General features: G+C 62.4%; 20 protein-coding genes and 1 pseudogene. 12 read left to right on the forward strand and 9 right to left on the reverse strand.

Annotated elements, in window-relative coordinates; all coding sequences use genetic code 11:
* Window positions 1-62: 62 nt before the first annotated feature.
* Entirely contained in the window at window positions 63-479 is a 417-nt protein-coding gene (locus BM110_RS26350; protein WP_092247858.1) for an OsmC family protein, read from the reverse strand.
* Between the two features lie 139 nt (window positions 480-618).
* Here BM110_RS26350 and BM110_RS26355 point away from each other — a divergent pair, with 139 nt between their 5' ends.
* Window positions 619-1,641, forward strand: a complete 1,023-nt coding sequence (locus BM110_RS26355; protein WP_071489574.1) for an amidohydrolase family protein — start codon at window positions 619-621, stop codon at window positions 1,639-1,641.
* 173 nt (window positions 1,642-1,814) lie between these two features.
* Here BM110_RS26355 and fabB read toward each other — a convergent pair whose 3' ends face one another.
* From fabB to BM110_RS26380, 5 genes are all read right to left on the reverse strand, one after another.
* Window positions 1,815-3,035, reverse strand: a complete 1,221-nt coding sequence (gene fabB, locus BM110_RS26360) for a beta-ketoacyl-ACP synthase I (protein WP_093514427.1) — start codon at window positions 3,033-3,035, stop codon at window positions 1,815-1,817.
* An 11-nt stretch (window positions 3,036-3,046) separates the two neighbouring features.
* The gene (gene fabA / locus BM110_RS26365) at window positions 3,047-3,562 is read right to left on the reverse strand and encodes a 3-hydroxyacyl-[acyl-carrier-protein] dehydratase FabA (RefSeq protein ID WP_071489573.1); all 516 of its coding nucleotides are present in this window, start codon (window positions 3,560-3,562) and stop codon (window positions 3,047-3,049) included.
* Window positions 3,563-3,811: 249 nt separating this feature from the next.
* Window positions 3,812-5,713 (reverse strand): ATP-binding protein, encoded by a 1,902-nt coding sequence (locus BM110_RS26370; RefSeq protein ID WP_093514428.1) that lies wholly within the window; start codon window positions 5,711-5,713, stop codon window positions 3,812-3,814.
* Window positions 5,710-6,639, reverse strand: a complete 930-nt coding sequence (locus BM110_RS26375; RefSeq protein WP_093514429.1) for an ABC transporter substrate-binding protein — start codon at window positions 6,637-6,639, stop codon at window positions 5,710-5,712. Before BM110_RS26375 ends, BM110_RS26370 begins: the two co-directional genes overlap by 4 nt.
* 1 nt (window position 6,640) lies before the next feature.
* Complete coding sequence (locus BM110_RS26380) at window positions 6,641-8,761, reverse strand: TonB-dependent receptor plug domain-containing protein (protein WP_331459194.1); 2,121 nt, start codon at window positions 8,759-8,761, stop codon at window positions 6,641-6,643.
* 195 nt (window positions 8,762-8,956) lie between these two features.
* Between BM110_RS26380 and BM110_RS26385 the strand changes: the two genes are divergently transcribed.
* The 9 genes and pseudogenes from BM110_RS26385 to BM110_RS26425 all read left to right on the forward strand — a co-directional run bounded on the left by BM110_RS26385 (window position 8,957) and on the right by BM110_RS26425 (window position 16,800).
* Window positions 8,957-9,982 (forward strand): NAD(P)H-dependent glycerol-3-phosphate dehydrogenase, encoded by a 1,026-nt coding sequence (locus BM110_RS26385; protein WP_093123120.1) that lies wholly within the window; start codon window positions 8,957-8,959, stop codon window positions 9,980-9,982.
* 10 nt (window positions 9,983-9,992) lie between these two features.
* Window positions 9,993-10,340, forward strand: a complete 348-nt coding sequence (locus BM110_RS26390) for a DUF4389 domain-containing protein (protein ID WP_071489568.1) — start codon at window positions 9,993-9,995, stop codon at window positions 10,338-10,340.
* Entirely contained in the window at window positions 10,337-10,786 is a 450-nt protein-coding gene (sixA, locus tag BM110_RS26395; RefSeq protein WP_092247876.1) for a phosphohistidine phosphatase SixA, read from the forward strand. The genes BM110_RS26390 and sixA overlap by 4 nt, the downstream gene beginning before the upstream one ends.
* 85 nt (window positions 10,787-10,871) lie before the next feature.
* Window positions 10,872-12,519, forward strand: a pseudogene (locus BM110_RS26400) (AMP-binding protein).
* 30 nt (window positions 12,520-12,549) lie between these two features.
* Window positions 12,550-12,993, forward strand: coding sequence for a hotdog fold thioesterase (locus tag BM110_RS26405; RefSeq protein ID WP_092247882.1), 444 nt, complete (start codon window positions 12,550-12,552; stop codon window positions 12,991-12,993).
* Window positions 12,994-13,090: 97 nt separating this feature from the next.
* On the forward strand, window positions 13,091-13,894 hold the full coding sequence (locus tag BM110_RS26410) for an alpha/beta fold hydrolase (RefSeq protein ID WP_071489564.1): 804 nt from the start codon (window positions 13,091-13,093) through the stop codon (window positions 13,892-13,894).
* Window positions 13,891-14,745: an alpha/beta hydrolase gene (locus BM110_RS26415; protein WP_093514430.1), complete on the forward strand. Its 855-nt coding sequence runs from the start codon at window positions 13,891-13,893 to the stop codon at window positions 14,743-14,745. The genes BM110_RS26410 and BM110_RS26415 overlap by 4 nt, the downstream gene beginning before the upstream one ends.
* Before the next feature lie 102 nt (window positions 14,746-14,847).
* A complete protein-coding gene (locus BM110_RS26420) occupies window positions 14,848-15,666 on the forward strand; it encodes a DUF4892 domain-containing protein (protein WP_093514431.1) in 819 nt (272 codons plus the stop codon).
* Between the two features lie 72 nt (window positions 15,667-15,738).
* Entirely contained in the window at window positions 15,739-16,800 is a 1,062-nt protein-coding gene (locus BM110_RS26425; RefSeq protein WP_071489561.1) for an AI-2E family transporter, read from the forward strand.
* Here BM110_RS26425 and BM110_RS26430 read toward each other — a convergent pair.
* Together BM110_RS26430 and BM110_RS26435 are read right to left on the reverse strand one after the other, a co-directional pair.
* A complete protein-coding gene (locus tag BM110_RS26430; RefSeq protein ID WP_071489560.1) occupies window positions 16,797-17,831 on the reverse strand; it encodes a sensor histidine kinase in 1,035 nt (344 codons plus the stop codon). The two genes, BM110_RS26425 and BM110_RS26430, sit on opposite strands and share 4 nt — an antisense overlap.
* Window positions 17,831-18,595, reverse strand: a complete 765-nt coding sequence (locus BM110_RS26435; protein ID WP_058427191.1) for a response regulator — start codon at window positions 18,593-18,595, stop codon at window positions 17,831-17,833. Before BM110_RS26435 ends, BM110_RS26430 begins: the two co-directional genes overlap by 1 nt.
* Before the next feature lie 259 nt (window positions 18,596-18,854).
* Between BM110_RS26435 and pyrF the strand changes: the two genes are divergently transcribed.
* Window positions 18,855-19,553 carry an orotidine-5'-phosphate decarboxylase gene (pyrF, locus tag BM110_RS26440; RefSeq protein ID WP_010211681.1) on the forward strand — a complete coding sequence of 233 codons (699 nt, stop codon included), beginning with the start codon at window positions 18,855-18,857 and terminating at the stop codon, window positions 19,551-19,553.
* Between the two features lie 67 nt (window positions 19,554-19,620).
* On the opposite strand, the gene BM110_RS26445 is transcribed toward pyrF, so the two are convergent.
* Window positions 19,621-20,628 carry an NADP-dependent oxidoreductase gene (locus BM110_RS26445; RefSeq protein WP_093514432.1) on the reverse strand — a complete coding sequence of 336 codons (1,008 nt, stop codon included), beginning with the start codon at window positions 20,626-20,628 and terminating at the stop codon, window positions 19,621-19,623.
* A 226-nt stretch (window positions 20,629-20,854) separates the two neighbouring features.
* Here BM110_RS26445 and BM110_RS26450 point away from each other — a divergent pair, with 226 nt between their 5' ends.
* Window positions 20,855-21,616: an SDR family oxidoreductase gene (locus tag BM110_RS26450; protein WP_092247898.1), complete on the forward strand. Its 762-nt coding sequence runs from the start codon at window positions 20,855-20,857 to the stop codon at window positions 21,614-21,616.
* Window positions 21,617-21,743: the final 127 nt, after the last annotated feature.

Consider the following 21,743-nt stretch of genomic DNA (forward strand, 5'->3'; position numbering starts at 1 on the left):
TGCGTCCCAGTCTGAGCGGGTTGGATGCTGCTGAGCATAACCCGCTCGACGGGAGGTTGCCGCTATTGGCTGAAGGCGCCTTCCGACAGCTTGGTGTCGATGCTGATCTCGGCGGTAGTCATCAGCTTGTGCACCGGGCAGCGATCCGCTACGCGATGCAGCTCATCGCGTTGTTCGTCAGTGAGTACGCCCTTGAGCGTGAGCTTGACGTTGAGTCTGTATTTGCCCTTTTGTTCTTCGGTGGCGTCGTGGCTGACTTCCACGGTCACGCCGGTGAGCGGGATGTCTTTTTTCTGGGCGTAGAGCTTCACGGTCAGGGCTTTGCATGAGGCCAGGGCGGCGTCGAAGTAGTCATGGGGGGAGGGCGCCGAATCGTCACCGCCCAGGCTTTTGGGCAGGTCGGTGAACAACTCGTGGTTGTCGATATTGAGGCTATGGCGAAAGTTGTCCTGGTTCAGGGTGTTTACGGTAACAGGCATGGCAAACCTCACAGGGTGGCAGGATGAAGGTCATGCAGTTATAGAGCATGCTGGCACTTCGGTGTTCCTTGTTTTTGCCGGATGAACCCCGGCAAGGCGTTCAAGGTCTACCCGTATCAGCCCCTATCGAGGTGTTACCGTGCCCTGGACTCGCCTGACCCTTGCCCTGTTGTTCGCCGCCGGCAGCCTGGCCGCGCAGGCCCGCGACTATGCCTACAGCGATGCGCACCTGCATTACGTGGACTTCTTCCAGGAAACGGCGGGCATGGACAAGCTGCTCAAGGCGATGGCCGACAATCGCATCGATCACGTGATGATTTCTGGTATTCCCGTTGCGAAGAAATGGCACGAGGACGAACCCAAGCGACCGCGCTACTACGCTGGCGACGACGCGGATGCCTATTGGTACAGCGCCACCGATGTGATCGTGGCCGCAGCGGTCAACAAGCTGACCCCTGGGCAGCGCCAGCACTTTCATCCGTTCCTGTCCGGCTTCAACCCCAACGACAAGAACTCGGCCGCCCATATCCAACGTATGCTCGATCTCAATCCAGGACTGTGGCAGGGCATCGGCGAGGTTTTTACCCGACATGACGACCTCACGGCCATCACTGCTGGTGACACACCACGGGCCAATAACGAAGCCATGACCCGCATCTATCACCTGGCGGCGGAAAATGACTTGCCGGTGATGCTGCACTCCAACATCACCTCCAAGCGCGAGCGCAACCCGCTGTACCTGGCTGAGGTCGAAGAACCCCTGCGCAACCATCCGCACACCCGTTTTATCTGGGCCCATGCGGGCACCAGCAAGGAGATCCATCGTCACCAGGTACAGATGGACTTTTTGCTGCCCACCTTGAGCCGCATGCTGGAGGCGTACCCCAACCTTTACATCGATCTGTCCTGGAGCGTGCTCACGCCCTACTTGCTGGATGATGCAGGCCAGCCTCGCCCCGAGTGGGTAAAACTGGTGGAGCGCTTTCCCGAGCGCTTTATGCTCGGCTCGGACGTCGTAGGGCGCTTCAACAAGTTGGGTAAGCAAATGCGCAGCTTCGACCCGTTCCTCGATGCACTCTCCGAAGGGGTCGCCCGCAAAGTGGCCCGCGATAACTTCCTGGCGATCCTGCCTGAGTCGACTCGCGATGGCGCCGCTGATTGATATCGCGTTTTGCTCTTGCGTCGGTATAGGGCACAGGCAGTTGCAAGCCTTGAGCGACAAGCTGCAAGTGGTTCGAGTGCTCTTCTCTTGCGGCTATAGCTTGAAACCTATAGCTCTGAAAGCAAAAAGCCCCGAACCAGTCGGGGCTTTTTCATGCGGTCAAGCTACAGGTCTTACTGACCCTGCCAGCGTTTCAGCACCAGGGTGGCGTTGGTGCCACCGAAGCCGAAGCTGTTGCTCATCACGGTGTCGATTTTTGCATTCTCGACAGTCTTGGTCAGGATTGGCATATCCGCCACGACCGGATCAATCTCGTCGATGTTGGCTGAGCCGGCCATGAAGTTGCCTTCCATCATCAGCAGGCAGTAGATCGCTTCGTGAACGCCGGCGGCGCCCAGGGAGTGACCGGACAGGCTCTTGGTAGAGCTGATGGCCGGGGCCTTGTCGCCGAATACCGCACGCACGCCTTCCATTTCCTTGGCATCGCCGACCGGAGTCGAGGTGCCGTGGGTGTTCAGGTAGTCGATTGGGGTGTCCACGGTGGACATGGCCATCCGCATGCAACGGATGGCGCCTTCACCGCTTGGGGCAACCATGTCGTAACCGTCGGAGGTCGCGCCGTAGCCGACGATTTCCGCGTAGATCTTGGCGCCACGGGCCAGGGCGTGTTCCAGCTCCTCGACCACCACCATGCCGCCACCGCCGGCAATGACGAAACCGTCACGCTTGGCGTCGTAGGCGCGGGAGGCCTTTTCCGGGGTTTCGTTGTACTGGGTGGACAGTGCACCCATGGCGTCGAACAGGAACGACTGGCTCCAATGTTCTTCTTCACCGCCGCCGGCGAACACGATGTCCTGCTTGCCCAGCTGGATCTGCTCAACGGCAGTCCCGATGCAGTGAGCGCTGGTGGCGCACGCGGAGGAGATCGAGTAGTTCACGCCCTTGATCTGGAACGGCGTGGCCAGACAGGCCGAAACGGTGCTGCCCATGGTCCGTGTGACACGGTACGGGCCAACGCGCTTCACGCCTTTTTCGCGCAGGATGTCCAGCGCTTCCATCTGGTTGAGGGTCGATGCGCCGCCGGAGCCGGCGATCAGGCCGGTGCGTACGTTCGATACCTGGTCGTCGCTCAGGCCGGAGTCGGCGATCGCGTCTTTCATCGCCAGGTAGGCGTAGGCGGCAGCGTGGCCGACGAAGCGATAGATCTTGCGATCGATCAGTTCTTCGAGGGGCAGGTCGATGGAGCCGGAAACCTGGCTACGCAGACCCATTTCGGCATATTCCGGGTTGAAGCGGATGCCAGGGCGACTTGCACGCAGGTTAGCGGTGACGGTCTCTTTGTCATTGCCCAGGCAAGAAACAATGCCCAGACCAGTGATAACGACGCGGCGCATGCGGATAACCCTTAAAAGTTGTCAGTGGAAGTGAATACGCCGACCCGAAGGCCTTCGGCAGTATAGATCTCGCGACCGTCGACGCTCACCGAACCATCGGCGATGGCCAGGTTCAGCTTGCCCTTGAGGACGCGCTTGATCTGAATGTTGTAGGTGACTTTCCTGGCGGTCGGCAGGACCTGGCCAAAGAACTTCACTTCGCCCGAACCCAGGGCGCGACCGCGGCCCGGCAGGCCTTGCCAGCCCAGGAAGAAACCGACCAGCTGCCACATGGCGTCAAGGCCCAGGCAGCCCGGCATCACAGGGTCGCCTTCGAAATGGCAGGCGAAGAACCACAGGTCCGGGGTGATATCCAGCTCGGCGACCAATTCACCTTTGCCGTACTTGCCACCCTCTTCGCTGATATGGGTGATGCGATCCACCATCAGCATGTTCGGGGCGGGCAGTTGCGCGTTACCTGGGCCGAACAGCTCACCGCGACTGCAGCGCAGCAGATCTTCCCGAGTAAAGGCGTTTTGTTTGGTCATGCGAGCTCCTCAATAATCCCATGCGGCAGGGTAGGGCAAATCTTCCCGAACCGAATGAAGCGTTCATGCCTCATGTCGGCAGCCTACACGTAGACTATTGCGTTGTAGTGAAAGTCACAGCGGCAAGGTACTGAATGTACACTTGTTCACTGAAATTTTAAACCGGGCCCGTTTATGGGCCCGTTCGGGTGCCTAAGACTGCCGCACTTTCGTCTTTCACGCCAGTCGGAGTTGGCTGATGGCGCGGCGCTATTGCACCCAGCGCTGCAGGATTTGCTGCAAATCCGTACGTTTGAACGGCTTGGCCAGGTAATCGTTCATTCCGGCTGCCAGGCAGGCTTCACGGTCGCCCTGCAACGCGTTGGCAGTCAGGGCGATGATCGGCAGGTCGGCGCAGCCCGGCAGTTGACGGATCTTGCGGGTGGCCTCGTAGCCGTCGATCAGCGGCAGCCGGCAATCCATCAGGATCGCGGTGAAAATCAGGCTCTCGGCACTGCGGATCGCCTCGGCACCGTCGGTGGCCAGGCTCACTTCAAAGCCCAGGCTGCGCAACATGGCTTCGACCACGGTGCGGTTGACCGGGTTGTCCTCCACCAGCAATACATGGCGGCCAGCGCCGGCGTTGGCTTTGCCGTCGGCGCCTTGCGCGATGGCCGGCACGCTCTGCTGGTCGATGGCCAGGGGAATTTCCAGGGTAAATACCGAGCCGCGGCCTTCTTCACTTTGCGCGCGCAGGGTGCCGCCCATGCGTTCGGCCAGGGTACGGGCGATGGGCAGGCCGAGGCCGGTGCCGCCGTAACGTCTTGAAATGGAACTGTCGGCCTGCTGGAACGCGTCGAACATCAACTCCAGGCGTTCGGCGCAAATTCCGATGCCACTGTCGCGCACGGTGCAGGTGAACCACACCAGTTCATGGTCAAGGGTCTGCCAATGGGGTTCGACGCTGACGCTGCCCTGCTCGGTGAACTTCAGCGCGTTGCCGATCAGGTTCACCAGGATCTGGCGGATTCGCGTCGGGTCGCCCTGCACGCGCAAGGCGTCCAACCCCGGTGGTATCGACAGTTTCAACGCCAGCCCGCGCTGCTGGGCGCTGTGCTGGAACGCCTGGGCGCAGCTGTTGATCAGGTCCGCCAGGTTGAACGGAATATGCTCCAGTTCCAGGGCAGCGCGTTCGATGCGCGAGAAGTCGAGGATGTCGTTGATGACCTTGAGCAAATGCTCGGTGGATTCGGAGGCCAGCGCCGCGTACTCGGTCTGCTCCTCGGTCATCTCGGTGGTTTCCAGCAACTGCAACATGCCCAGCACGCCGTTCATGGGCGTGCGCAGTTCATGGCTCATCATCGCCAGGAAATCCGACTTGGCGTTGTTGGCGCGCTCGGCCTCTTCGCGGGTCTGGATCAACTGGGCCATGGCCTGCTGCTGTTCGCGACTGGCCTGGTTGAGGCCTTCGGCCAGGTTATTGATGTGTCGCGACAGGTCGCCCAGTTCCGAGTCGTCCACGATCGGCAGCGGCGTCTTGTAGTCACCTTGCTGGATGGCTTTTACCGCGTGGCCCATGGCGCTGATCGGCTGAGACAGGCTGGCGGCCAGGCGCCGCGCGAGCAGGAAGGTAAACAGCAGGGCGAACAGCGCCAGGATGCCGGCCTTGAACAGGATTTCCTGCTGGCGCTGGCTGAATGCGTCGTTGGACATGCCGACGATCACCCGGCCCAGGTAGTCGGCCCGCGGTGCCTTGGGTTCGTTGAGGTTGTCCTGGAAAAAATCATTGCCCAACTGGATGTGTTGCAGGCGAATCGGTGCCTGGAACACTTTGACGGACAACGAGCGGTCGTGTTTTTCCGACGGCTGCTCGACATACACCAGGATGTTCTCGCTGCTGTCCTGGATCTCCAGGAACCGCACATGGGGCGTAGCGAGCGTGGCGCGCAGCAGGCTGTCGAGCACTTCGTTGTTGCCGGAGATCACCCCGTACTCGGTGGCGGGCGCCAGTTGGTTGGCGATCAACTGGCCGGTGTGGTCCAGTTCCTGGCGCAAGTCCTGGATCCGCACGAAGGTGAAAAAGCTGATCAGCAGCAACGTCAGCAACAGCGCCGGGCCCAGGGTGATGAGCTGGGTGCGGGTGTTGATGTCCCAACGACGGCGCAAGGTCATGGGCGTTTTTCTCCTTCGGCCAGGCGGATCGCGACGCCGGCTTCGTCCACCTGTTCGATCCCCAGTGAGCGCGCGACTTGCGGGTTGCCCACGACTTTGAAGTGTTCCGGGTACAGCGAGCGCGGCCAGTTGGCCGGCGGGTGGTCTAGCAAACGGTCAAGCACGGCCAGCCAGTCGGTCTGGTCGCTGTAGGTGCTGGCCAGGCTGCCGGCCCGCACAAAGCCTGCATTCGGGCCCACCAGCGGCAATTGCTGGGCATAGCTGCTCAGCAACAGGTTCTTCGCGGTTTTCGAGTTGTACAACTGCGGGTCATCCAGGCCGAGCAGCACGTCACTGCTCCTGAACAGGTTTTGCAGCGGGCGGCTGTCATTAATGTTGTCCCAGAGCTGTGGCACGATTTCCAGGCCGAGGGGTGTGGCGTGCTGGCGCAGTTCGGGCAGCAGGAACTCACTGTCGGCGCCGTAGAGCACGCCGATGCGCCGCGCCTGGGGCAGGATGGCGGCGATCAGGCGCAGTTGGCGTTCCAGCGGTGGGTCGCTCCACAGCAGGCTGATGTGCGGGTGAGGTGTGGTGCCCAGGCGTTGATGGGCCTGCAACCGACTGATACGCAGCACCAGGGTCGGCGGGCCTTGGGTCTCCTGCAGGCGCCAGTCGAGGCTGGGCAGGTCGAGCAGGATCAGACGTGTGTTGGCCGGCAGTCGACCAGGGGCTGGCAGGTTTTTGAGCGGGGTGAAGGTGATGTGGTCTTCGGGGCGTTGCTGGGCCAGGGCCTGGGCGAAGGCCTGGACGCCGGCGCTGTCTTCGGCAGCGGTCAGCAGGATCTCGGCACTCCAGGCCGGCGCGGCAGACAGCAGGCAAGCGAACAGCACAATGCGTCGCCAGAGCGTGTGGATAAAAAAGCAGGTCATCCGTGACGAGTCGCCCATGTCAGAACTCTAACTCTGCGCTGAAGTAGAGCACGTGGCGATGGTCATAATTGTTATCGGCCCAGGTGGTGGGCTGGTGATCCAGGCGTTCTTGCAGCATGCCGGCCAGCTCCACGTTGGCTTTGCCCAGGGCAATGCGCTTGGCCACCCGCAGGTCGACCCGTTCGAAGCGATATTGGTTGAGTGCGTCATCGCCGTAGTAGAACAGCGCGCTGGACCAGCCTTGGCCCCATTCACGCAACCAACCGGCAGAGCCACTGTTGCGTGCGGTCTGTGCCTTGTCCAGCGGGTTGCTGGCGCTGGCATCGACATAAGCATAGGTCAGCCGCAAGCGGTCGGCGTTGCTCACGCGCCAGTCGAACTGGGTTTCGGCACCGGTGAAGCGTGCGCTGTTGGCGTTGCTGGCAATGTACTGGTTATTGCGCAGCGGCGAACTGATCATGTCGGTAATTTCGTCGTAGAACAGTTTCACGTCCATGTTCAGCCCGATGTCGGCAAAGAAGCCGTTGTACCCCAGTTCCCGCGACTTCATCATCTCTTTATCGAGGTTGCCCGGCCCCCGCGTCTTTACGAAGTATTGCCCGGTGGTCTGACCGTAGGCCGGGGAGCTGAGGTTGGTGACGCGATAACTCCAGTTGACGTTGTTCTCGAACATGTCCGGGGAGCGGATGGCTTCGGAGTACACCGCGCGCAAGCCATGGCGCGGGTTGATCAGGTAGTTGACCGCCACCCGTGGCGTCAGCGAATTGCCGCTCAGGTGCGTGTCTTCATACATGGCGCCGCCTTGCAGCAGCCAATGTTCGCTGGCGCGCCATTCCAACTGGCCGAACAGGCGCCAGGTGGTGTCGTCCAGGGTGCCATTGAAGTAGGTATCGGAGTCGGCGCGGTCGTAGCGGTAGTTCATGCCGCTGACCAGGCGCAGGCTGTCGGACAGGCTGAGGGTGTCCTGGATTTCCAAGTCATAGCGACTTTCGCGGGTGCTCTGGTCGATGTCGCCGCACACGCTTTGACTGGCACCGTCGCGCCACTGCTGCAACACCTGGTTGGCCAGCGCTTGCTCGGCAGCGCTACCCGGCGGTGCGCTGCCCTGGCTGTAGGTGTCCATGTGGCGGGCCAGCAGCTCGGCGTAGTTGGGGTTCATCTGCCACAGCTGGGTCAATTCCGGGCTGAACGACACCTTGGCGTCGCAGGCCTTCCAGATTTGCCGGCGGTCCCACTGCTGGGCCGAGCCCTGGATGTAGAGGCTGTGTTCAGGGTTGAAATCGAAATTCCAGCGCAGCGAGCCGGCGTAGTCCTTGGCCGTGACGTCGGAGTTGTTGCCACCTTCGGTAATCCCGGCGAATACCGGGCTGTAGGTATACGGACGTTGGTTGGTGCCTTCCTTCGCATCCAGTTGCCAGTCGATGCTCTGCTGCGCGTTCAACGTCTGGCTCACCGCCAGGCTGAAGCGATTGAGACGACGCCCGTCGCGGCGGTCGGCGCCAGCGGCGTCGCTGTCGAACCCATCGTCCTGCTGGCCGGACAGCGACAGGCGCAAATCGCCGGTTTCCCAGCCGATGCCCTGGCTGGCATAGAAGTCATTGATGCCACGCTCGCCACGCACCACTTTGACCCGGGTGCCGTGGCTGTTAGCCGGCGAGCGCGTGAGAATGTTGACCACCGCCATCAAGGCATTGGCGCCGTAGCTGACGGTGTTGGGGCCGCGGAAGACTTCGATGCGCTCGATATCTTCCATCGCTACTGGAATGTCGCTCCAGTCCACGGTGGCCAGGCCGGCGCGGTACACCGAGCGGCCGTCGATCAGCACCTGCATGCGCCGCGCATCGCTGGCGCTGGTGCCGTGGTAGTTCACCGCCGCCTGGTTGCCGGAGGTGTAGCCGACCATCATCCCCGGCACCAGGCGCAGCAACTCGCTGATATCCCGCGCGCCGCTGGCCTTGATCAACTCGCTGTCGATCACGGTCATGCTGCCGGGCACGGCGGCGGCCGATTGCTTGAGACGCGTGGCGGTCAATACCTGGGGCAGCGGCTGGCTGTCGAGGAACAGGTCGTCGGCCATGACAGGCGCACTGCACAGCAGCATCAACCACAGAGATGAACGGGGAGGAGGGCCCAAATACACGGCACGGCCTTGATAATTACGGATAGCCGCCCATGTTAACTGAGGTGGGGCCATTTGCCAGTCGCCGGACTTGCAATTACTTCATGTAAGTGTGGCATTTTCCGACAAGCGCACGAATTGATACGGGGGCTGGCTGCCGACGGGTCGGCCCGTATAATGCCGCCATCGCCACTGGTATGGATTAACGGATTGCATATGACTGAACAGCGCCCTATCGCGGTCCTGGGAGGCGGAAGTTTTGGTACCGCCGTGGCTAACCTGCTGGCCGAGAACGGTCACGCTGTGCGCCAGTGGATGCGCGATCCCGAACAGGCCGAGGCCATTCGGGTGCACCGGGAAAATCCGCGTTACCTCAAAGGCATCAAGATTCATCCGGCGGTCGAGCCGGTTACCGACCTGCTGGACACCCTCACGGCCTGCGACCTGTGCTTCGTCGCGCTGCCGTCCAGCGCCTTGCGCTCGGTGCTGGCACCCCACGCCGAACGCCTGGTGGGCAAGCTGCTGGTCAGCCTGACCAAGGGCATCGAGGCGCAGACCTTCAAGCTGATGAGCGAAATTCTCGAAGAGATCGCGCCCCAGGCGCGCATTGGCGTGTTATCCGGGCCGAACCTGGCGCGGGAGGTCGCCGAGCACGCGCTGACCGCCACCGTAGTCGCCAGTGAAGACGAAGAGCTGTGCGAACGGGTCCAGGCTGTATTGCACGGCCGTACCTTCCGGGTCTACGCCAGCAGCGACCGCTTTGGCGTCGAGCTGGGCGGTGCGCTGAAAAACGTCTACGCGATCATCGCCGGCATGGCCGTGGCGCTGGGCATGGGTGAGAACACCAAAAGCATGTTGATTACCCGCGCCCTGGCCGAGATGACCCGCTTTGCGGTCAACCAGGGGGCCAACCCGATGACCTTCCTCGGCCTGGCGGGCGTGGGCGACCTGATCGTCACTTGCTCCTCGCCGAAAAGCCGCAACTATCAGGTCGGGTTCGCCCTCGGCCAGGGCCTGAGCCTGGAAGACGCGGTCACGCGCCTGGGCGAAGTGGCCGAGGGCGTCAATACCCTCAAGGTGCTCAAGGCCAAGGCCCAGGAAGTCGGCGTGTATATGCCGTTGGTCGCCGGGCTGCACGCGATCCTGTTTGAAGGGCGCACCTTGAACCAGGTCATCGAGTTGCTGATGCGCGCCGAGCCCAAGACCGATGTCGACTTTATTTCCACCAGTGGTTTCAACTGAGGAACGCGTCATGAACGATCCGCAAGCAGCCCCCAAGTACGAATCCATTGCCCTGCGCATCCTGTGGATGCTGGTGTTTGCCCTGGTTTGGCAAGTGGCGCAGTTCCTGCTCGGCGCGCTGGTGGTGGTGCAACTGATCTACCGCCTGGTCTACGGCGCCCCGAACCTGGGCCTGATGAACTTCGGCGACAGCCTCAGCCAGTTCCTGGCGCAGATCGGTCGTTTCGGCAGCTTCCATACCGAGCAAAAACCGTGGCCGTTCGCCGACTGGCCGACCCCGCGCGCACCCGAGGGCGAAGCCGCCCACAGCGTGCCGCCGGCGCCGCACCCGGTGCGTGATGAAGAGCCGAAACTATGAAGTTGTGGATACTGCGCCACGGCGAGGCCGAAGGGCATGCACGCACCGATGCCGAACGCAACCTCACCGAGCATGGCCGTGGCGAAGTGTTGCGCAGTGCCGCGCACCTGATCGGCCAGCCCCTCAGCGCGATCATCGCCAGCCCCTATGTGCGGGCGCAGCAGACCGCGCATCTGGTGCGTGATGCGTTGGGCTTCGAGGCGCAGATTCGCACGGTGCCGTGGCTGACCCCCGATGGCAGCCCGTTGCAGGTGCTGGAAAAGCTCGACACCGACGACAATGTGCTGCTGGTCAGCCATCAGCCCCTGGTGGGCAGCCTGATCAGCTTTCTGCAGCATGGTCATCAGCGCCAGCCTCAGCCGATGCACACCGCCAGCCTGGCGGAACTGGAAGGGGATTTCCCGCTGGCGGGGCTGATGAGCCTGGTCAGCGTGAAGAATCCGTAGGCGTTATCGCGGCTTTGTGTGTGCTATATAGTCAACCAAGCAAGTGCTTGGTTGGCTATCGTCGGACCACAAAGGAGCGCGTCCCATGCCCGTCGCATTTCGATTGCCGTTGCAGGTGTTCTTCGAACGTGAAGCGCGGCACCCGCGCCAGACCTTTCTGGTGCAGCCCGTGGGCGGCGGTGAGGTGCAGCGCCTCACCTGGGGCGATGTCGGCCAACAGGCCCGGTGTGCCGCGCTGGCTGCGCGCCCGCGAGCTGCCCCCAGGCTCGCACATTGCCCTGATTTCGAAAAACTGTGCGCACTGGATCATTGCCGACCTGGCGATCTGGATGGCCGGGCATGTCTCGGTGCCGCTGTACCCCAACCTCACTGCCGACTCCGTGGCCCATGTGCTCGCCCATTCCGAGGCGGCGCTGGCGTTCATCGGCAAGCTCGACGACTGGCCCGCTATGGCGCCCGGCGTGCCGTCCAATGTCCCGACCATCAGCTTGCCGCTGTGCCCAGCCGGCGCGTTCGATTTCAGCTGGGCCGACCTGCAAGCCTGTTCGCCGATCCAGGATGACCCGGCGCCTGCGGACTGGGACTTGGCCACCATCATCTACACCTCTGGCACCACCGGCCTACCCAAAGGCGTGATGCACAGCTTCGGCGCGCTGGGGTTTGCCGCCACCCGTGGCACCGAATTATTCGGGTTGGGGGAGGGCGACCGCCTGCTGTCCTACCTGCCGCTGTGCCATGTGGCCGAGCGCATGTTTGTGGAAATGGCGGCGATCTACACCGGGCAGACAGTGTTTTTTGCCGAAAACCTGGAGACGTTTCTGACCGACCTGCGCAGGGCACGTCCGACCGCCCTGTTTGGCGTACCGCGTATCTGGACCAAATTCCAGATGGGCGTCTACGCCAAAATCCCGGAAAAACGCCTGGACACCCTGCTGCGTCTACCCTTCATCGGCAAGCGCGTGGGCCACAAGGTGCTCGCCGGGCTGGGCCTGGATGCGTTGCGCATCGCACTGTCCGGGGCGGCGCCGGTGCCCGAGGCGCTGCTGCGCTGGTATCAGCGCCTGGGCCTGGACGTACTGGAGGTGTACGGCATGACCGAGAGCTGCGGCTACTCCCATGTGTGTCGCCCCGGGCAACAGTCCATCGGCTGGATCGGCCTGCCGTGCCCTGGTGTCGAGGTGCGCATCGATCCTGCGGGCGAAGTGCAAGTGCGCAGCGGTGCGACCATGCTCGGCTACTACAAGGACCCGCACAAAACCGCTGAGACCATCACCGCCGACGGCTTCCTGCGCACCGGCGACAAGGGCGAGCAGGCTGCCGACGGTCGGCTGCGCTTGACCGGGCGCCTCAAGGAGATCTTCAAGACCAGCAAAGGCAAGTACGTGGCCCCGGCACCGATTGAGAACCGCCTGGCTGAACATGCGCGCATCGAACAGGTGTGCGTGGTGGGCGATGGCCTGACCGCGCCGATGGGGCTTTGCGTGTTGTCGGCAATGAGCGAAGAACCGCATGTGCTGCGCAGCAGCCTTGAACGCTGGCTGGAGCAGGTCAATCAAGCATTGGATAAACATGAACGCCTGCGACAGTTGGTGGTGGTGAAAGACAACTGGGCGGTGGAAAACGGCTTTCTGACCCCGACGCTCAAGATCAAACGCAATGTGATCGAATCGACCTACGGTGAACATTTCCAGACGTGGAGCGAGCGTTCCGAAACCGTTCTGTGGCAGGATTAGGGCCATCATAAAACCAACAAGGACAACCGTATGAGCCTGTGGCGCACTCAACCGAATATTGACCAACTCAATGCGATCCAGAAGAACACAATCGGTGAATTGCTGGATATCCGTTTTGAACGCTTCGATGACGAATCGCTGACCGCCAGCATGGTGGTCGACCATCGCACCCATCAGCCTTACGGCTTGTTGCACGGCGGCGCATCGGTGGTCCTGGCCGAAAGCGTCGGCTCCATGGCCGCCTATCTTTGCATCGACGCGAGCAAGTTCTACTGCGTGGGCCTGGAGATCAACGCCAACCACCTGCGCGGTGTGCGCAGTGGGCGGGTGACGGCGGTGGCCAAGGCGATCCATATCGGCCGCACCACCCAGGTGTGGGACATTCGCCTGACCAGCGACGATGGCAAGGCCAATTGCGTGTCGCGCCTGACCATGGCGGTGGTGCCGCTGGGCGAGAACCCGCCGGCGCGATAGGCGTGGCGTGAGTGTCATCATTCCTGGCAGTTTCAGTCATTGCTGTGGCGGTCGGGGCTGGTGACAATCAATCTCTGTTTTTGTCGATGGATCCGGTATGTCGCAGCATGTGTTTTTCGCCCACGCCAATGGTTTCCCCTCGGCCACCTACGGCAAGCTGTTTGCCGCCCTGGCCCCGGAATATGCAGTGGCGCACCTGCCGCAGCACGGTCACGACCCCAGGTTTCCGGTGGACGATAACTGGCAGAACCTGGTGGATGAGCTGATCCACCACCTGGAGCGGCAGCCGGAACCGGTGTGGGGTGTGGGGCATTCCCTCGGTGGCGTTTTGCATCTGCATGCAGCCATGCGTTGCCCTCAGTTATATCGCGGAGTGGTCATGCTCGATTCGCCGGTGCTGACCCGCGCCGACCGCTGGGTGATCCGCGCGGCCAAGCGCTTTGGTTTTATTGACCGCCTGACCCCCGCCGGGCGCACCCTGGGACGCCGCGAAGAGTTCAGCGACCTGGACGCCGCGCGCAGCTATTTCGCCGGCAAGACCTTGTTCCGTGGCTTTGACCCGGAATGCTTCGACGCTTACCTGCAACACGGCCTGCACCAGGTCGGTGACCGCCTGCGCCTGCGCTTCGACCCGGCTACCGAGATCAGCATCTACCGGGGCGTGCCCCACACCAGCCCCGGTCAGGTGCGCCAGATGAAGGTGCCGCTGGCGGTGGTGCGCGGCCGGCAGAGCCGGGTGGTGATGCGTCACCACGCCAGCGGCGTCGGTCGCCTGCCCATGGGCGAAATGCTCACCATGCCCGGCGGCCACATGTTCCCCCTTGAACGCCCCCAGGACACCGCGACCTTGATCAAGAACCTGTTCTCCCGCTGGGAAGCCCGCGAGCGCAGTTGCGCATGAGCACACCGGTCGAAGAAGTGCGCCTGAGCCTGCCGCATATCGAGTTGGCGGCCCATCTGTTCGGGCCCGAGGACGGTTTGCCGGTGATCGCGCTGCATGGCTGGCTGGACAATGCCAACAGCTTTGCGCGACTGGCGCCGAAACTCCAGGGCTTGCGCATCGTTGCACTGGATATGGCCGGGCATGGGCATTCGGCGCATCGTCCTATCGGCGCCGGTTACGCCTTGTGGGATTACGTGTACGACGTGCTGCACGTCGCCGAGCAACTGGGTTGGAAACGTTTTGCATTACTTGGCCACTCCCTCGGCGCCATCGTTTCCCTGGTGCTGGCCGGTGCGCTGCCGGAACGGGTGACGCACCTGGGATTGATCGACGGGGTGATCCCGCCCACTGCCAGCGGTGACAACGCCGCCGAACGCTTGGGCATGGCGTTGCAGGCGCAATTGAACCTGCAGGACAAACGCAAGCCGGTCTATAGCACCCTGGATCGAGCGGTCGAGGCGCGCATGAAAGGCGTGGTGGCGGTCAGTCGCGAAGCCGCGGAACTGCTGGCCCAACGCGGTCTGATGCCAGTGCCGGGCGGTTACACCTGGCGCACCGACAACCGCCTGACCCTGGCTTCGCCGATGCGTCTGACCGATGAGCAGGCAATGGCTTTCGTGCGGCGTGTGGGTTGCCCTACACAGTTGGTGGTCGCGGCTGATGGCATGCTGGCGAAACATTCCGAATTGCTTTCCCAGCTACCCTTTACCGTGACCACGCTGCCAGGCGGCCATCATTTACACCTGAATGACGAGCCCGGCGCGGTCCTTGTTGCAGACTGTTTCAATCGGTTCTTCTGCGCGCCTTGACTTGGGGCGGTCAACTGCCGAGGCTGGGCGGATTGAAAGGGAGTCAACCATGAACTACTTCAACACCGCTGTGACCGCCGATGGCCAGGGCTCGTTGATCCTATGAGCGTGCGTAACGGATGTATCCGTATCCTGGGCTTGGGCCTGCTGAGCCCACTGGTATTTGCCGCCGACATACCGGGTAGCCAGGACCTACCCACCGTGGCCCGCCAGGTCGACGCGCAAATCGTCGACTACCGTCCCACCGAAGAAAAAGAACGCATCTACCCCATGGGTGCCATCCGCAAGATCAGCGGCCAGCTGCGTTATGAAGGCCAGGCCACCGCACGGGGCCAAGCCACCGCCATCACCTATGAATTACCTGCCGAACACAGCTCCAGTGCCGCATTTACTGCGACGCGCGAAGCATTGCAGGCGAAGGGCGCGCAGTTGCTGTTCTGGTGCCAGGCCCGGGATTGCGGCGAAAGCAGCCTGTGGGCCAATGAAGTGTTCGGCAACGCCAAGTTGGTCGGCGCCGACGGCCAGCAGGAATACCTGCTGCTGCGCCTGGCAGCCCCCCAGGAAAACTCCCTGGTGGCGCTGTATGGCATCACCCGTGGCAACCGTCGCGCCTATCTGCACGTGGAGCAACTGGATGCCAACGCGCCGCTGGCCGAACTTCTGCCCACCTCCGCAACGCTGCTGCGAGAGCTGAAAAGCACCGGCGAGCTGGATTTTCCCGCGCTGGGCGGTGACCCTGACGACACCTGGCTGACCCTGATTTCCCGTGGGTTGAACCTTGATACCACCTTGCGCGTCAGCCTTACCGGCCCGAACGCCGAAGCCTGGCGCCAGGCCCTGGTCGACAAAGGTGTGCGCGCTGCGCGCATGGAAACCGGCTCCGCTGAAACCAAAGGCCTGCACCTGCATCTGATACGCTGACCGTTACAAGGCGAACGGACCCGCGCCGTTCGCCTAAGCTCTCTTCCTATAGCCTTCTTCTAGAGATACTCCATGCTCAATAACGATCGCCTACTGGTGCAAATCCTGCTGCTGGTGCTGTTCGGTGCCAGCTTCTGGGTGATGGCGCCGTTCTGGTCGGCGCTGTTCTGGGGCGCGGTACTGGCATTTGCCAGTTGGCCGTTGATGGTCCTGCTCACCCGCTGGCTGGGGGGGCGCGAATCCCTGGCCGCCGGCATCCTGACGTTGGGTTGGATGCTGCTGGTGGCGCTGCCGCTGGTGTGGCTGGGCTTCAACCTCGCGGATCACGTGCGCGATGCGACGGCGTTGATCAAGGATATCCAGGTTGACGGCCTGCCGGAGGCACCTGCCTGGCTCGGCTCGATCCCCTTAGTCGGTGAGCGGCTGGTGGCCATGTGGGACAGCATTGACCAACAGGGCGCGGCCTTGATGGTCAGCATCAAGCCCTACCTGGGGCAGGTCGGCAATTGGTTGTTGGCGCGCAGTGCGCAAATCGGTGGTGGGATTCTAGAACTGACCCTGAGCCTGGTCTTCGTGTTCTTTTTCTACCGGGACGGGCCGCGCCTGGCGATGTTTGTTCACCGCCTGCTGGAGCGCTTGATCGGCGAGCGTGCCGGCTATTACATCGAACTGGTGGCCGGCACCGTGCAGCGCGTGGTCAACGGCGTGATCGGCACGGCCGCCGCCCAGGCCCTGTTGGCGCTGATCGGTTTCCTGATCGCCGGGGTGCCGGGTGCGCTGGTGCTGGGCATCGTCACCTTCCTGCTCAGCCTGATTCCCATGGGCCCGCCACTGGTGTGGATCCCGGCCACGGCGTGGCTGGCCTGGAAGGGCGATTACACCTACGCGGTGTTCCTCGGCGTGTGGGGCACGTTCATCATCAGTGGCGTGGACAACGTGCTCAAGCCTTACCTGATCAGCCGCGGCGGCAACCTGCCGTTGGTCATCGTGCTGCTCGGGGTGTTCGGCGGCTTGATTGCCTTTGGTTTCATCGGCCTGTTTATCGGCCCGACCCTACTGGCGGTGGCCTACAGCCTGTTGATGGACTGGAGTGCAACCCAGGCCCAGGGGCGGCGGGAAGACAAGCCGCTCTAGACGCGTGGTAACCACATCACGGCGGTCAAACCACCGCCGGGGGTTTCTTCCAGGTGCAGCCGACCGCCGAGGCGTTCCGCCGCTTCCCTGGAAATCGTCATGCCCAGGCCGACCCCGCCAGAGTTGCGGTTGCGTGAGCCTTCCAGCCGATAGAACGGTTCGAACACCGCCTCACGCTGGTCGGCGGCAATCCCGGGGCCATGGTCGATGACACGGATGACCAGCGCCTCGCGGCTGTCTGTCAGCTCGATGCGCGCCGAACCGGCGTACCGCAGGGCGTTGTCGATCAGGTTGTTGAGGCACGATCGCAAGGCCATCGGCTGCACTTGCAGCGGTGCGCAGGTCCCGCCGAACTGCACATCGGAACCCTGGTCCTGGGCGTTTTCGCTCATCGACTCGACCAGCGCCTGCACGTCCAGCCAATGCCGGGTTTCGCTGGTGCGTTGTTCGTGCAGGTAGCTCAGGGTCGCGTCGAGCATGCCGATCATGTCGTCCAGGTCCTGGCGCATCTGGCCTTGCAGCCGGGTGTCTTCGATCTGTTCCAGGCGCAGCTTCAGGCGTGACAACGGGGTGCGCAGGTCATGGGAGACAGCGCCGAGCATACGGGCGCGTTGGCTGACTTGCTCGCGGATGCGTCGCTGCATCAGGTTGAAAGTCGACGCCGCTTGCTGTGCCTCACGCGGGCCAGATTCGTCGAGGGGCGGGCTGTCGAGGTCCAGGCTCAGGCGCTCGGCAGCTTCGCTCAGGCGCTGGATCGGCCGGCTCAGCAGCTTGGCACCGTACCAGGCGGCGATGATCAACGAGATGAACTGGAACGTCAGTGGCACCACCGGGCCACCAAACCATGGTCGCTTGTGCCTGGCCAGGTGTTTCATCGTGCCGTCCGGCTGCTCGACAAAGGTCTCCTGAGGCGGCGGCGGAGGCGGGCCGTAATAGCGAAACCAGGAAATGGCCAGCACATGAGCCAGCACAATCGCCACCAGCAACACGCCAAACAGTCGACCGAACAGCGTGTTGAAGGCGTTGCGCATCAACCGATATCCCGGGCGTCGAACAGGTAGCCTTCACCCCGCACGGTCTTGATCAATTGGGGCGCCTTGGGATCATCCCCGAGTTTTTGCCGCAGGCGCGACACCAGCAAATCGATGCTGCGATCAAAGGCTTCGATGGAGCGGCCACGGGCGGCATCCAACAGTTGTTCGCGGCTCAACACCCGGCGCGGACGTTCGATGAATACCCACAGCAGGCGAAATTCCGCGTTGGACAGCGGCACCACCAGGCCATCGTCGGCGACCAGTTGGCGCAGCACGCTGTTGAGGCGCCAATTGTCGAAGCGGATATTGGCGCGTTGTTCGGTACGGTCGTCACGCACACGGCGCAGGATGGTCTGGATGCGCGCTACCAGTTCGCGGGGTTCGAAGGGCTTGGACATGTAATCGTCGGCGCCCAGCTCCAGGCCGATGATGCGGTCAGTGGGTTCGCAGCGGGCGGTGAGCATCAGGATCGGGATATCCGATTCCGCGCGCAGCCAGCGGCACAGCGACAGGCCATCTTCGCCCGGCAGCATCAGGTCGAGCACCACCACGTCGAAGGTTTCGGCCTGCATGGCCTGGCGCATCGCCGTACCGTCGGTGACGCCGCTGGCGAGAATGCCGAAGCGGGCCAGGTAGTCGATCAGCAGTTCACGGATCGGCACATCGTCGTCAACGATCAGCGCGCGGGTGTTCCAGCGTTTGTCGTCGGCGATCACCGCGCCTTTTTGCTCGTCGTTCATGGAGACGGAAGGGGTATGCATAGTGCGATCATCTGCCCTGTTGTTGCGCTCAGCATAGGCGCCCAGCCCCATGGCTGGAAGTGCTGGTCGGTGGGTCGTGCAAGCGAGGCTAGCCGTGAGGCGTGTTGGGGGCATGTCGTGAATGTATCGGCTTTGAAATAATTCCCTGAAATGCCTGCCCGATAGCGCTTGGTCAGTATTTACCGATCATCGGATCCCGCAACGCCGCCGCTTGCGCTACAATCCGCGCCGATTTCGACTTGCCTGAGAGCCCATTCCAATGTCCGTCTGCCAGACTCCTATCATCGTCGCCCTGGATTACCCCACTCGTGACGCCGCACTGAAGCTGGCTGACCAGTTGGACCCGAAGCTGTGCCGGGTCAAGGTCGGCAAGGAATTGTTCACCAGTTGCGCGGCGGAAATCGTCGGTACGCTGCGTGACAAAGGTTTCGAAGTGTTCCTCGACCTGAAATTCCACGATATTCCGAACACCACCGCGATGGCGGTCAAGGCCGCCGCCGAAATGGGCGTGTGGATGGTCAACGTGCACTGCTCCGGCGGCCTGCGCATGATGAGTGCCTGCCGTGAGGTGCTGGAACAGCGCAGCGGGCCTAAACCGTTGTTGATCGGTGTGACCGTGCTCACCAGCATGGAGCGTGAAGACCTGGCCGGTATCGGCCTGGATATCGAGCCCCAGGAGCAGGTACTGCGCCTGGCTGCCCTGGCGCAAAAAGCCGGCCTGGATGGCCTGGTGTGTTCGGCGCTGGAAGCCCAGGCCCTGAAAACCGCGCACCCGTCGTTGCAACTGGTGACCCCGGGTATTCGTCCGGCGGGCAGTGCCCAGGATGACCAGCGCCGTATCCTGACCCCGCGCCAGGCGTTGGATGCAGGTTCCGATTACCTGGTGATCGGTCGCCCGATCAGCCAGGCGGCCGATCCGGCCAAGGCATTGGCGGCAGTCGTCGCCGAAATCGCCTGATTTTCGAATGTGGGAGCGGGCTTGCCCCTCCCACATTCAGATCTCCAACATTTAGATCTATGGGTGGTCAGCTGACCTTGAGCACCAACTTCCCGAAGTTCTCACCGTTGAACAGCTTCATCAGCGTTTCCGGGAACGTCTCCAGCCCCTCCACGATATCTTCCTTGCTCTTGAGCTTGCCCTGGGCCATCCAGCCGGCCATTTCCTGTCCGGCAGCGGCAAAGCCTACGGCGTGATCCATCACGACAAACCCTTCCATGCGCGCGCGATTGACCAGCAGTGACAAGTAGTTGGCCGGACCTTTCACGGCTTCCTTGTTGTTGTATTGGCTGATGGCGCCGCAGATCACTACGCGTGCCTTCAGCGCCAGGCGGCTGAGCACGGCGTCGAGGATATCGCCGCCGACGTTATCGAAATACACATCCACGCCCTTGGGGCACTCGCGCTTGAGTGCGGCAGGCACATCTTCGCTTTTGTAATCGATAGCAGCATCGAAGCCCAGTTCATCCACCAGGAACTTGCACTTGTCGGCGCCGCCGGCAATGCCCACCACACGGCAGCCTTTGAGCTTGGCGATCTGCCCGGCAATGCTGCCCACGGCACCGGCCGCGCCGGAGATCACCACGGTTTCGCCAGCCTTCGGCGCACCGGTGTCCAGCAGTGCGAAGTAGGCGGTCATGCCGGTCATGCCGAGTGCCGACAGGTAACGGGGCAGGGGCGCCAGTTTCGGATCGACCTTGTAGAAACCCCGCGGCTCGCCCAGAAAGTAATCCTGCACGCCCAGGGCGCCGTTGACGTAGTCCCCGACTGCGAATGCCGGGTTGTGCGAGGCAATCACTTTGCCCACGCCCAGGGCGCGCATTACTTCACCGATACCGACCGGCGGGATATAGGACTTGCCTTCATTCATCCAGCCGCGCATGGCGGGGTCGAGGGACAGGTATTCATTGCGCACCAGCACCTGGCCGTCCCGGGGCGTGCCCACCGGGACTTCCTGGTAGGTGAAGGTGTCCCGGGTGGCCGCGCCGACCGGGCGCTTGGCGAGCAGGAATTGGCGGTTGGTCTGGGCGGTCATGGCAGCGACTCTTCTGGAAATGAACCTGAAGTGATAGACCTTGAACGGGCTGGGAGCAAGGTTCACCGAGCGTGCGAATGCCGGTCGATAGGTGTTGCTGATAGTCAGGCGGCGGCTGTTATCACTACGATTCATGCAGTTTCAACCGGCCTTTTGATAGTGCTGACGCGTCTGGTGCGGCGTTGGCTAGACTCGACCCACGACTTTCCCTCACAGGACATCCCTCATGAGCATGACGTTTTCCGGCCAGGTCGCCCTGGTGACCGGTGCCGCCGCCGGTATCGGCCGCGCTACCGCACTGGCGTTCGCCGCCGAAGGGTTGAAGGTGGTGGTCGCTGACCTGGACGTTGCGGGCGGCGAAGGCACCGTCGCGCTGATCCGCCAGGCCGGCGGCGAAGCGCTGTTTGTGCGCTGCAACGTCACGCTGGAGGCGGATGTTCAGCAATTGATGGCCCAGACCCTCGCCGCCTATGGCCGCCTGGACTACGCCTTCAATAATGCCGGGATCGAGATCGAGAAGGGCAAGCTGGCGGATGGGACCCTGGACGAGTTTGACGCCATCATGGGCGTGAACGTCAAAGGTGTGTGGTTGTGCATGAAGCATCAATTGCCACTGCTGTTGGCCCAGGGCGGCGGGGCGATTGTCAACACCGCGTCGGTCGCGGGGTTGGGCGCGGCGCCGAAGATGAGCATTTATGCCGCGTCCAAACACGCGGTAATCGGCCTGACCAAGTCGGCGGCCATCGAGTATGCGAAGAAGAACATTCGCGTCAATGCGGTCTGCCCGGCCGTGATCGACACCGATATGTTCCGGCGTGCCTATGAAGCCGACCCGCGCAAGGCCGAATTCGCCGCTGCCATGCACCCGGTGGGGCGCATCGGCAAGGTCGAGGAAATCGCCAGCGCGGTGCTGTACCTGTGCAGCGACGGTGCGGCCTTTACCACCGGTCACGCCTTGGCAGTGGACGGTGGCGCGACGGCTATCTAGGACCTCAGGTCGCCCTCCATTCGAAAAGGCCTGGGAGGGTGTGAGGTTTTTCCATAGCTGGCACGGTGCCTTGTCAGAATGTGTATCAGCAGGTAAATAACTCAATAAAATCAATAATTTAATAAAA

The organism is Pseudomonas sp. NFPP28 (assembly GCF_900115535.1).
GTDB classification, from domain to species: domain Bacteria; phylum Pseudomonadota; class Gammaproteobacteria; order Pseudomonadales; family Pseudomonadaceae; genus Aquipseudomonas; species Aquipseudomonas extremorientalis.